This window comes from Bacillus lumedeiriae (assembly GCF_044891285.1).
In the GTDB taxonomy this organism is placed as follows: Bacteria; Bacillota; Bacilli; order Bacillales; family Domibacillaceae; genus Pseudobacillus; species Pseudobacillus lumedeiriae.
The window spans coordinates 1-12,604 of record NZ_JAUIYO010000028.1; the positions used below are offsets into that span (position 1 = coordinate 1).

Here is a 12,604-nt window from a genome sequence, read left to right on the forward strand (position 1 = left end):
AGGCACGCCGCCAGCGTTCGTCCTGAGCCAGGATCAAACTCTCCAAAAAGATGTTTGACTTGCTCAATTGTTTTAAATAAGAATTAACTTACTGGCATGTATTTTGTTCAGTTTTCAAAGATCAATTCTCATCGCTGTTTTAACAGCAACTTTATCATCTTACCACAGCTGATCTTTCTTGTCAAACACTTTTTAACTTTTTCAAAACCATCGCTGTGTGTTGCCATTGCTTATGTTCAGCAGCAACGTTTATTAATATACCAACCTTTTTAAATAAGGTCAATACTTTTTCAAAATAAAATTAAACTTTGTTATACCTTTCACTAATCTTGTCTGTTCACCCTCTACAAGTTGATGTTTCGCCGTTTTAACGAAGCTTTATTAAAATCTCCCGAAGAAAGTTAAAAGCATTTTACAGAGAAATTCAAAAAACGCTTCGAACAAAAATGTTCGAAGCGCGAAAATGTTAAAGAAGAATATAGCGTTCCGCTCGCTGGCTCTTGATAGCAGCCTGTGAAAACTCTGGCTCCCTCCACCTTATGAAACTTCAAGGTAAGGTTCACTTCTTTCTTCTTTTGATTGATGTCCTATTTTATTCCCACTCAATTGTAGCAGGCGGCTTACTTGTAATATCATACACCACACGGTTTACGTGCGGTACTTCGTTGACGATACGTGTTGAAATCTTTTCAAGCACATCCCATGGAATACGCGCCCAGTCAGAAGTCATACCATCAATAGAAGTAACAGCACGGATACCAATCGTGTAATCATACGTACGAGCATCTCCCATGACACCAACACTGCGAATGTCCGGAAGTACCGTAAAGTACTGCCAAATTTCACGCTCTAAACCATTCAAGCTAACTTCTTCACGTAAAATAGCATCAGATTCACGAACAATTTCCAGCTTCTCTTCACTGATTGCACCAAGAACACGGATACCAAGACCTGGTCCTGGGAATGGCTGGCGCCAAACAATATGATCTGGAATGCCAAGCTCTGTTCCAAGTGCCCGCACTTCATCTTTGAAGAGTGTATTTAAAGGCTCAATCAATGTGAATTGCATGTCTTCAGGAAGACCGCCCACATTGTGGTGAGACTTGATCGTTTGAGCCGTCGCCGTACCACTTTCAATCACATCTGTATAGAGTGTACCTTGCGCTAAGAAATCGATGCCTTCCAATTTTGTAGCTTCATCGTCAAATACATAAATGAATTCATTGCCGATAATTTTCCGCTTTTTCTCTGGATCAGAAACGCCTTCTAACTTGCTTAAGAAGCGGTCTTTTGCATCTACTTTAATCACGTTCATGTTAAATCCTTGTGCAAATGTTTCCATTACACTTTCTGCTTCACCTTTACGCAGCAGCCCATGATCAACAAAGATACATGTGAGCTGATCCCCGATTGCTTTGTGAATCAATACAGCTACGACAGAAGAATCTACACCGCCGCTCAGTGCACATAGGACTTTTTTGTCACCAACTGTTTGGCGGATTTTTTCCATTTCCACTTCAATAAAACTTTCCATTGACCAGTCGCCTTTACAGCCGCATGCTTCAAACACAAAGTTTTTCAAAAGTTCAATTCCATAGACAGAATGCTTTACTTCAGGATGGAACTGTACGGCATATAGCTTCTTCTCCTCATTGCTCATAGACGCAATCGGACAAGAAGGGTTCACTGCATCAACAGAAAAGCCTGCTGGAGCTGCTGTCACCAAATCACCGTGGCTCATCCAGACAACTTGTTCATTCGGCAGTTCTTTGAAAAGCACTGTTTCATTTTTCACTTGAATAGCCGCTTTTCCGTATTCACGATGTGAAGCAGCTTCTACTTTTCCGCCAAAATGCTTTGTCATCAGCTGCATACCGTAGCAAATGCCAAGGATAGGAATATTTAGTTCGAAAATCTTTTCATCACAGTGAAACGCGTTTTCAGAGTAAACGCTGTTTGGCCCACCGGAAAAGATGATTCCTTTTGGATTCATTTCTTTTACTTCTTCAGCAGTAATCGTATGCGGATGAAGTTCACTATACACACCAAATTCCCGAATGCGGCGGGTAATTAACTGATTATATTGACTTCCAAAATCTAAAACAAGAATCATTTCCTGGTTATGTAGTTCTGATTTTCCTGTCACTCTTTCCACTCCTCTGTTTTGCGATAAGATCCTGCCCGATGTGTAGACAACAAAAACTAGAATCCTTCCCATGCTGAAAGCAGAATTCTAGTTTTTCACAATAAGAACCTGCCTTCATAGTCCAATCATTTACGGTGATTTGGTAGAAACTTTCGACCCATATTGTCGAAAATATATGAAGGTGTTACTGATTATTCGAGCTAATTTGACCTCATTTTATATCTATCGCAAAGAGCGGTCAAGTTGTTCTGCCGTTAATTAAATATTCAGTAAAAAACCATTCGTCATTTCCCGAACGTTTTTTTCTATTATTTCCAAAAGTGATCAAAAACTGTAATCGGCATGTGCCGCTTATGTGCGGAAGTTCGGAATAGATGTTCAATCCGTTCCCTGGCTATATCCGGCACTTCCTTTCCTTCTAAATAGTCATCGATGTCGTCATAGGATACACCGAGAGCCGTTTCATCAGGGAGCAGCGGCCGGTTTTCTTCTAAGTCAGCTGTCGGCACCTTCATGTATAAATGCTCTGGACAATTTAATGCTTTTAACAACTGGCGTCCTTGCCGCTTATTCAAACGGAAAAGCGGAACGACGTCCGATCCTCCATCCCCATATTTCGTGAAAAAACCGGTAAGTGCTTCCGCCGCGTGATCTGTCCCGACCACTACACTGCTTTTCATCGCCGCAACGCTATACTGGGCTTTCATCCGCTCTCGGGCTTTTTCATTCCCTTTCACGAAATCAGTTAATTCAATGCCTGCCGCTTTTAACGCCTGCTCACTCGCATCAACTGCCGCTTTCACATTGATCGCCAGCACCTCATCAGGCTGAATAAAATCGAGAGCATCCTGGCAGTCGTCCTCATCTTTTTGCACACCGTACGGAAGACGGACCGCGTAAAACTTATACTCATCCGATCCTGTTTCTTCTTTCAATTCATCGACTGCCATTTGTGCCAGCTTTCCAGCCAGCGTACTGTCCTGCCCGCCAGAAATGCCAAGGACAAACCCTCTCAAAAAAGAATGCTTGCGCGCGTATTCTTTCATAAAATCAATGCTTCTCCGAATTTCTTCCTGCGGATCAATATTCGGTTTAACCTTCAACTCTTCAATCACTTGTTTTTGAAACTCATTCATTCACCCTTCTCCTCCCTAGCGTTCCATTCATTTAATCTTTTCTCCGTTTTCTCTTTTACTTCTTTAATAAGCTCCATTTTATTATTCCAGCATGTTTCACTCAAGTCGACTGGATACGCTTCTGGATTTAACATCCGTTTATATTCGTCCCATAAACAGTCCAGACTTTCTTGCAGCTGCCAGCGCATGTCGGAAAGTACAGGAACCTCATAGACGAGCTCTCCATTGACAAAAATGTCTTCATGCAATTCGCGCGCTTCAAAGTTCGTCACAAATTTCGAGATATACGTATGGACCGGATGGAACATTTTAATTTTCTGCTGTTCCTGCGGCTGCTCCCCTTCAAGTACAATATAATCGCCTTCAGATTTGCCGCTCGTTCGATTAACAATCCGATAAACACGCTTTTTCCCAGGCGTAGATACTTTTTCAGGATTACCGGAAATTTTAATCGTATCTTCCATTTTCGCATGTTCATTTTCAATGGCCGCCAGCTTATAAACAGCACCGAGTGCCGGCTGATCGAAAGCTGTAATCACCTTCGTACCAATCCCCCACATATCAATTTGTGCCCCTTGTGCTTTTAAGTTGAAAATAGTGTATTCATCCAGATCACCGGAAGCAATAATTTTTGTATCATGAAATCCCGCTTCATCCAGCTGTTTCCTTGCTTCTTTTGATAAATAAGCAAGATCCCCGCTGTCCAGCCGAATACCAACAAAGCGAATACGGCTGCCCATCTCTTTTGCTACTTGAATAGCGATCGGCACTCCAGATTTTAGTGTATCGTACGTGTCCACTAAAAACACACAATCTTTATGGGCCTCTGCATATTTTCTAAAAGCAGCATATTCATCTTTATATGCCTGAACCATGGAATGAGCATGTGTCCCTGCAGGCGGGATGCCAAACAATTTTCCGGCACGCACGTTGCTCGTTGCGTGAAATCCAGCAATATATGCTGCACGCGTTCCCCAAATCGCAGCATCCATCTCTTGAGCCCGGCGCGTACCAAATTCCATGACCACATCATCGCCGCATACCGCTTTAATACGGGCAGCCTTTGTCGCAATCAAGGTTTGAAAATTAATGATGTTTAGCAAAGCTGTTTCAAACAGCTGAGCTTCAATAAGGGGTGCTTCCACCCGAACGAGCGGCTCGTTTGCAAAGACTACTTCCCCTTCCTTCATCGAACGAAGATTCCCCGAGAAACGCAAATGTTTTAAATACTTCAGGAAGTCCTTATCATAACTGCCGATTGTATGAAGGTATTCAATATCACTATCAGTAAATTGAAATTGTTCTATGTAATCAACCATCCGCTCTAAGCCGGCAAATACCGCATACCCATTGTCAAATGGCATTTTTCTGAAATACAAATCAAATATAGCATTTCTTTCATGTATGCCGTCCTTCCAATACGTATAAGCCATATTAATTTGATACAAATCTGTATGCAAAGATAAACTGTCATCGGCAAATTGACCGTTCATATCCATCGCCCCTTTATCCATTATGTTACCACGTTTCCCACTCCTTCAATCCTTATACAGCTGTTCCTGCTTTTTCATTCAATATAAATATTCCCTGGGGCAGCATCTCATATTTCTTATTCCGATTTTCATAACAAATAAGCGCTTCCAGCTGAGAAATTCACACACAAAAAAAACTGCCGGGAAAAATCATTTCCCGGCAGTTTTTTAAGCTTCTATTTCTTATTCAGCATCGTTCCGTCCGGACGATGCGTGTAATCATAATCAGAAGGATTTACTGGCGTAAAGCCTTTTGGTGTATAAAAACGCAGCAAATCTTCATTTAAAACTTTGTCTGAAAGCCGAAGTTTCTTTTGGACCATTTCAGTCTCTCTTTTAATCTGATCGGTTTCTTCCAGCTCTTCTCCAGTAGCCGTACTGTAATACTTGTCTTTAATCGCTGTTACGTCCTTGCTGATAAAGTCTCCGTTACGGAATGGGACAACTGGCTGATGGTTTGGAGAAAATAAATCTGTCCCCATGTGAACATAGTCTTTCGTATCTATTCCTAATAAGTGAAGAACAGTCGGCATTAAGTCAATTTGACCGCCGTATTGATGCTGCACTCCACCTTTGACACCAGGAACGTGAATAAACAATGGCACCCGCTGTAACTGGGCATTCTCAAACTTACCTACTTCTTTCCCTGTAACGATCGACATTGCTTTATTATGGTTATCAGAAATGCCGTAATGGTCTCCGTACATAATAATCATTGAGTTATCATAAAGCCCTGCTTTCTTTAAGGAATCCATGAACTCCTGCACCGCTTCATCCAAATATCTAGCCGTTTGGAAGTAGCCGTCTACAGAAGTATCTCCTGTATGGTGCGGCTCAATCGTTGCCTCTTCCTGATTCATCGGGAATGGGAAGTGGTTCGATAACGTAATAAACTTCGCATAGAACGGCTGCTTAACTGTTTGTAGCAGCGGCATCGTTTCTCTAAAGAACGGCTTGTCCTTTAATCCGTAGTTCAATACATCTTCTTCGTTCATATCGTAATAACTAGAATCAAAAAATTGATTAAAGCCTAATGATTTATAAATTTCATCACGGTTCCAGAACGACTTCTTGTTGCCATGGAATACAGCTGACGTATATCCTTGCTGTCCTAAAATAGCAGGAGCTGCTTGATACGTGTTATGCCCTTTCATTGAGAAAGCAGATCCTTGCGGCAATCCGAACAATGAGTTTTCAAGCATAAACTCAGCATCAGATGTCTTCCCTTGTCCCGTTTGGTGGAAGAAGTTATCAAAATAAAATGTATTAGAATCATGAGCCAATGAATTTAAATACGGCGTCACTTCTTTTCCATTCAACTTATAATCAATGATAAAGTTTTGCAGCGATTCTAAATGAACATAAATCACATTCATTCCTTTTGCTTTACCGAAATATTGCGGATTTGGCGCTGCATACATAGACTTCGTAAAGTTCACCACTTCTGTCACATCACTGCTGTCTGCCAAAGCACGCTGCGTAGAGGCCTTTGAACTTTGGATCGTATCGTAAATCGTGTAATTATACATGCCTAAATATTTCACAAGATAGTTTCGGTCAAACGTTCTTGTCAATAATTGTGGACGATCTACTTCCGCCAGCCCTAAGTTCACTGTAAAAAGAATCACCGATGTTAAAAAGACAGCTGAAATTTGACGTCGATGAATCTTAACCGGTTGAGGCTGAACATACTTTGAAAGTAGAAGAACAACTAAAATAATCGTATCAAGGAAATACAAGACATCATACGGATGCAGCAAAGCACCGATACTTTTTCCTAAATCACCAGCGTTGTCCGTTTGCGTCAAAGTTGGCAGCGTAATAAAATCAGTGAAAAAACGATAATATACGATATTCGCATATAGTAAGAATGATAAAAGAAAATCAATCACAATGATCCATACAAACGACTTTCTTGCTTTAGCAAAAAGAGCAAAGCCAAGAAAAAACACAGCTGAGCTTATCGGGTTGATAAACAATAGAAATTGCTGCATGAGATTATCAATCCCTAAATCAAACTCCGCTTGATAAGCCGCATACGTTTTAATCCACAGAAGAACCACTGCCAACGAGAAAAAAATAATCGGTTTACCGAAAAAAGCAGAACCTTTATTCGTTGCGTTCTTCATTACATTTTCACCCCTATTAATCTATATAATTATATTTCTACATATGACTTCATTCAATCAAATCCCTAGAAGTTTTGACACCCGAAATAAAAAAAGAACATAGTAAATGATAATTTCTATTGGTTAAAAAGTCAATTATGTTGCGTAAGCAAATAATGACAAAACATCCTATCGTACGGAACCCTTACAAATCTAGCAGAAACAAGCCAACCTTCTCCTCTCTTCTAAAAATGTCCCTCCTTTTGAGTTATGTGAAAGAAGTCGCTTTTGGAAAATATTGTTTCATGATAAACTATATTACGAGTTTCTTGATTAAGCATATGAGGAGAATTAAAGAATGAAATCATTTTTATTGAAAGCAGGCGTGTTGACTTGTTTAGCCACGGGAATCTTTCACAATGAGGCTTCAGCTGAATCTGACTGGGCATCGAAATGTTCCCGGTTTGGCGAGCTGCAGCCGAATAAAAACCCTTCTTTTCAACATATCAACTGTTTATTAACAAATGCTGCTTTAGAGGCAAATATTCCTCCTGAAGTCGCCAAGGCTGTCGCTGCACAAGAGAGCGGCTGGAAGCAATTCGATGATCAGGGAAAAGCGATCATTTCCGCAGATGGCGGCATTGGGCTCATGCAAATTACGAATCAGCCAACCTATGAGGAAGAGAAATTAAAAACTGATATACACTACAATATCGAAACGGGTATGGACATTCTTTCAAACATGTATGCACGTACAGGCACAGAGCTTCCTGTAATCAAAGATGCCCAACGAGAAACCATTGAAAATTGGTATTTCCCTGTTATGGCTTACAACGGGATTAAACCTGTCAACAGCCCTGTTTACCAGCATAATGGCCAGAAAAACACGAATGCCTATCAAGAAAAAGTGTTCACTTTAATAGAACAAAATAGTTTCTTAAACGACACGAAATTAGCTTCGTTCCCCTTCCAGCCGTCTGATTTTAACTATGATCCAGAAAGCGATAAAAACATCGTATTTTTAACGAAGGAATACACACTAACCGATCCGGTGCATCATTCCGCTTATTTCTTTAAAAATGAAGATCAAGTCATTGTTACGAAGGACGGCGTTAATGTCAGAACACAGCCTAATACGACTACTTCAAAGGTAGTGACGAAGCTATCTAAAAACACCAATTTAATCATTACTGGTCCTTTTACTTACGATCAAACGAGCAATCATGCATTTGTATGGTACCCGGTTAAAACAACCGATGGGAAGACAATTGGATACATGTCCTCAGCATACATCAGCAAAAAAGAGCACACAGCTTCTTTCATTGACGTATCGAAAGAACATCGCTTCTATAATGATATCCACTTTTTAAGCGAAAGAGGCATTATTTCTGGTTTTGAAGATGGCTCATTCCAGCCAAACAAAACAGTGACAAGAGCAGAGGCCGCCATTATGATTAGCCGGGCATTAGAATTACCGATTAATTCAACAAAGACACCTTTCACAGATGTCAGCCCTTCTTCTAAAGCAGCTGGTTATATCGCAGCTGCCTATAAACAGGGAATAATCAGCGGGTTTCCAAATGAAACATTCCAGCCTGCTCAAACCGTTTCCCGCGGTCAAATGGCCATTTTCTTAGCGAGGGCTTTTGAACTCCAAGAAAAAGCAGAGATCACGTTCCCTGACGTCGCAGAGAAGATGGCATCCTATGAAGCGATTCAAAAGATTTTAGCTGCTGGCATCACACAAGGCTATGAAGATGGACGTTTTCAACCAGATAAAGGATTAACAAGAGGAGACTTCTCCGCCCTGTTAGCCCGGGCATTGAGACATGCAGAATAATAAACAGAAGGAATGGAAATGAACAAGACGCTGCGGTGAACCGAAGCGTCTTGTTCATTAGATCAGCTGATCATAAGACCCTATTGTACTATTTTCTCATACTCTTTCTTCGTTCCGTCTGTAAATTCAACAGCTAATTCAAATTTGTTATAATCTGTTTTCAAAGAAAATGCTTTTAACACTTCATCAATAACCTGATCGTCTGGGGTCTCCTTGTCAAAAGTAAGCTTTTCAAATATTGGCTTCAATTGGTCAAAAGCCTCATTCCCTCTTAAAGTATTATTAGTCACTGTATCTTCAATTTTAGCATCCATGGCCTCTGGCTCATTTTCATAATCAACATCATATGATTGCTTATTATTGTAATCAACGTCTAGATCAAAACTTGTGAAATTAAATAAATCCTCTTTGTTTCTTCCCGCATTCTTTTGGTTAGCAGTATTATTCTCTTTTTCGACTGGTGCATTTTTAGGAGGTGATGAAACATGGTCTTTATCATTCGCATTACATCCTTGAAGCATACCTATAATCAAAAGTGAAGAAATAACAGTTTTATATCCCATTTTCCGACCTCCTTTGTTTTATTATTTCTCATAAAACAAAGAAATCATGCATAAAAGTAAATCTTTTTCCAGGATTGACTGAAACATCATTTCTGCCTATCATTTCAACGCATCGTTGGTTCCGATTGCTTTTTAATGATTTGTGTAAACACACCGCCTAATAATAAACCAAACGCGATGGCACCAGAAACTAAGCAGGCTTCAGAAGCATACTGCAAGGCCAAACCGTGATTGTTCTCTACGAATTCCCTCATCGCATTGTAAGCTGTACCGCCGGGAACCATCGGAATAATACCGGCAATGCTAAAAACGATGACAGGCATCTTATAACGACGGGCAAAGTGTTGACAAATCATCGCGACAACAAAGGTTGCCGCAATAGTAGCAAACACAGAATCTAAGCGCCCTTCAGAAGACAACCCCTTATAGACTATCCAGCCAATCATGCCAGCAAATCCGCCGGCCCACACTGTCACACGTGGAACATTATAAATAATGCCAAATGCCGCCGCCGCAACAAAACTCATAACGAGCGGCTCTAATGGTTTTAAAATATCTATCCACATACACATCCCCGCTTCACAAAAAGGTGAGTACAACGGCAATCCCGGAACCAATAGCGGCTGCCGTCAATAGCGCTTCTACTCCTCGCGATACCCCTGACACTAGATGACCGGCCATTAAATCCCGGACCGCATTTGTAATCGCCATTCCAGGAACTAATGGCATAACCGAACCGATAATAATTTTATCTAATTCTTTTCCCAAACCAATGGCAATTAAGAACACAGCTGCAAGCCCAATCACAAAGGATGCAAGCACCTCGGAGAAAAATTTAACATTCACGAGCTGCTGCACCTTTAAGAAAACGGCGTATCCTCCTCCACCTACAATAAATGCCGGTAAAAAATCCCGCCATGTGCCATTAAAGAGGATCATAAAGCAGCCGCTCCCTAAAGCAGCTGCCAAAAGCTGCACCCAATATGGATAGATGGGAGTGGATTGATTAATGTCCTGTAACTTTTGTTTCACTATTTCTAAAGGGATGTCATGACTGGCAACTTGCCTGGACACCTCATTAACGAGCGACAACTTATGTAAATCAGTAGTCCGATCTGTGATGCGAAGAAGCTCTGTATGATCTACAATTTCTTCTTCCCCCCGCATCGTCATGATGATCGCTGTCGGCGTCACGTATACATTGACACGCGCCATATGATAGCTGCGGGCCATACGTGTAACCGTATCCTCCACACGGTACGTCTCCGCTCCATTCTTTAACATCAATTCACCGGCAAATATACAAACATCTAAAATATCTGCCACCTCATAAGCACGTGTATTTATGGTACCTCCCCCTTTCCATACAACCGCCTAGTTAGTATATACCAAATTGGAGAGTGACTTCTGCAGACAAAAATACAGAATTGTTGATCGAAAAATTAAACAGAATGTACCTCTTCGGGAAATTGAAAAGTTCAAAATAATGGAGAAAGAGACAACTATTCATTACTTTAATAGAATGCAATACCATCTACATTTTTGATCCATTCTTCTGCCTCTATGCCATCGGGTTTAGCTTTCCAAAGGGTTCTATTTTGATCGGTAATAGACGTTCCTCTTAACCAAACGAGCTTGTCAATAGACTTTACATATTGAGGATTGTAATCGCCATAGCCTTTAGGCGGCTGTGTTATTTTAACTTGACGATTTGTCTCGGTATTAATGGAATAAAGTGAAGGCAATGGATGTTTGCTAAAATCATTTGACCACTCTTTTTCAGCCATTCTCGAAGTCACGATCGATTGATCCGTTACCCAGTCAAAATCAAGCTCAGCATAATTTGAAGGTGTGTACGATCCCGATACAGGCATTTCCCGCGTTTTTAAATGCTTATTTTTAAAACCAAAAACAAGCCTTCCGCCACCGGCAATAAAGGCCAGTGTATCACTGGACGGTGCCCATTTAGGCTCCCCCACTTCAAAGATCACCTCATCCAACACTTCAAAGTCCTTTCCATCGCTAGATATGACACACAGCATGTTGCTGTCCATCGACCAGGAAGCAGTCGGTGAAACGATAAAGGAAATCCATTTTCCGCTAGATGAGAAGTTAAACTTGTCAGCATAAACCGCAATAATTTTGTTATTGATGCCAACCTCTTTCGGAAGAGTAAAGAAGTGATCCACGCCGCCAAATAAAGGAATATCCTTATAATGATCATTCACCTTTTTCGTAAATAATATAGCACTTGTCCATCCATCAGGCCGAAGAACACCAGCTGATGAAAGTAAGAACCCACTTCCATTAGGCAGCCATGTATAACTATTCACCCCAACTGCCACGTTATAGAACTGTGCGAAATCTGAGATGTTTAAAATACCACCATCCCTAAAAGCAATCACATTTTTGTGCGGCGCCCACATTGGAGAAGATCCATTGTAGAAAACCTTTTTCTTTTCCCCCGTTTCTACATTATAAACCCACACCTCCGTCTGTACCCCATGATTTTCGTACTGGGCAGGCGCTTCATTTTGATACAGTATCCACTTACCGTCACGCGACCACTTCGGTTTAGCAAACACTTTACCGGTATGTGTAATTTGTTTCTCCTCATTGTTTATAAAAGTCCACAAATCCCTGTCCCTTATAAATCCTGCCTTTACATGTTTCTCTTCAGCTGCCAACGGGTTGAATGGAAAAAGAATCGATAATATGAGCGTGAAAATAAGAATCCTGTACATACCTGATATACCTCTCATCACTGTTCTTATACCTAATATCTTTCTAAATGTACATATTATGTATTTATAGGACACAGTTATAACAGATTAGATAGATCAGCTAACTAAAACAAACATTTTCATACAAAAAAGCCTTCCACCAGTTCAATAAACTGATGGAAGACCCTCTCCAATAAGTAGTTTTTATGAAGAGATCTTTTATCCTCTTAAAAACAATTATTCTACTGTAAACTCTGTTTTTGCCGTTGCAGCCACTTTAACCTCAGTTGCAAGAACAGCTGATTTTAGAGATGCCTTTTCTTTGGCTTCTTCACTTGCTCGTTCATTCGCTTGAGAATTGAATTTGTTGGCCGCAGATACATTTACCTTTTTCTCAATCGCTCTTTCAGCTTTAACTGCTTCTGTTTCTTCAGTTACTGCATCCGGTGTTTCCTCTGCAGGTGTTCCTGATTTAGTTACTACTGCTGAATGTGCTGAAGCTTTTGCTTTAGCTGTCTTGCTCGCATGAACACTTGCTTGAGAAGCAGCTTTGTTT

The 12,604-nt window shown here is 40.7% G+C and carries 9 protein-coding genes, 1 pseudogene and 1 riboswitch; of the genes and pseudogenes, 1 reads left to right on the forward strand and 9 read right to left on the reverse strand.

The annotated features are described in order from the left end of the window. Nucleotides 1-592: 592 nt before the first annotated feature. The 4 genes from guaA to QYG89_RS16675 form a co-directional block, all read right to left on the reverse strand. On the reverse strand, nt 593-2,113 hold the full coding sequence (gene guaA / locus QYG89_RS16660) for a glutamine-hydrolyzing GMP synthase (protein ID WP_404319313.1): 1,521 nt from the start codon (nt 2,111-2,113) through the stop codon (nt 593-595). Nucleotides 2,114-2,243: 130 nt separating this feature from the next. Further along, a riboswitch (purine riboswitch) is annotated at nt 2,244-2,345 on the reverse strand. A 109-nt stretch (nt 2,346-2,454) separates the two neighbouring features. Continuing rightward, nucleotides 2,455-3,282, reverse strand: coding sequence for an ammonia-dependent NAD(+) synthetase (nadE, locus tag QYG89_RS16665; RefSeq protein ID WP_404319298.1), 828 nt, complete (start codon nt 3,280-3,282; stop codon nt 2,455-2,457). Next, nucleotides 3,279-4,775 carry a nicotinate phosphoribosyltransferase gene (locus QYG89_RS16670; RefSeq protein ID WP_404319300.1) on the reverse strand — a complete coding sequence of 499 codons (1,497 nt, stop codon included), beginning with the start codon at nt 4,773-4,775 and terminating at the stop codon, nt 3,279-3,281. The genes nadE and QYG89_RS16670 overlap by 4 nt, the downstream gene beginning before the upstream one ends. A 215-nt stretch (nt 4,776-4,990) precedes the next feature. Then, on the reverse strand, nt 4,991-6,943 hold the full coding sequence (locus QYG89_RS16675) for an LTA synthase family protein (RefSeq protein ID WP_404319301.1): 1,953 nt from the start codon (nt 6,941-6,943) through the stop codon (nt 4,991-4,993). A gap of 337 nt (nt 6,944-7,280) precedes the next feature. Here QYG89_RS16675 and QYG89_RS16680 point away from each other — a divergent pair, with 337 nt between their 5' ends. Beyond that, nucleotides 7,281-8,762: an S-layer homology domain-containing protein gene (locus QYG89_RS16680; RefSeq protein ID WP_404319303.1), complete on the forward strand. Its 1,482-nt coding sequence runs from the start codon at nt 7,281-7,283 to the stop codon at nt 8,760-8,762. Nucleotides 8,763-8,842: 80 nt separating this feature from the next. Here QYG89_RS16680 and QYG89_RS16685 read toward each other — a convergent pair whose 3' ends face one another. The 5 genes and pseudogenes from QYG89_RS16685 to QYG89_RS16705 form a co-directional block, all read right to left on the reverse strand. Next, entirely contained in the window at nt 8,843-9,325 is a 483-nt protein-coding gene (locus QYG89_RS16685; RefSeq protein ID WP_404319305.1) for a YusW family protein, read from the reverse strand. Nucleotides 9,326-9,429: 104 nt separating this feature from the next. Next, entirely contained in the window at nt 9,430-9,891 is a 462-nt protein-coding gene (locus QYG89_RS16690; protein WP_404319307.1) for a threonine/serine exporter family protein, read from the reverse strand. A gap of 13 nt (nt 9,892-9,904) precedes the next feature. After that, nucleotides 9,905-10,651 carry a threonine/serine exporter family protein gene (locus QYG89_RS16695; RefSeq protein ID WP_404319309.1) on the reverse strand — a complete coding sequence of 249 codons (747 nt, stop codon included), beginning with the start codon at nt 10,649-10,651 and terminating at the stop codon, nt 9,905-9,907. A 188-nt stretch (nt 10,652-10,839) separates the two neighbouring features. Further along, complete coding sequence (locus QYG89_RS16700; RefSeq protein WP_404319311.1) at nt 10,840-12,069, reverse strand: TolB family protein; 1,230 nt, start codon at nt 12,067-12,069, stop codon at nt 10,840-10,842. Between the two features lie 216 nt (nt 12,070-12,285). After that, a pseudogene (locus QYG89_RS16705) lies at nt 12,286-12,604 on the reverse strand (hypothetical protein); the annotation flags it as partial.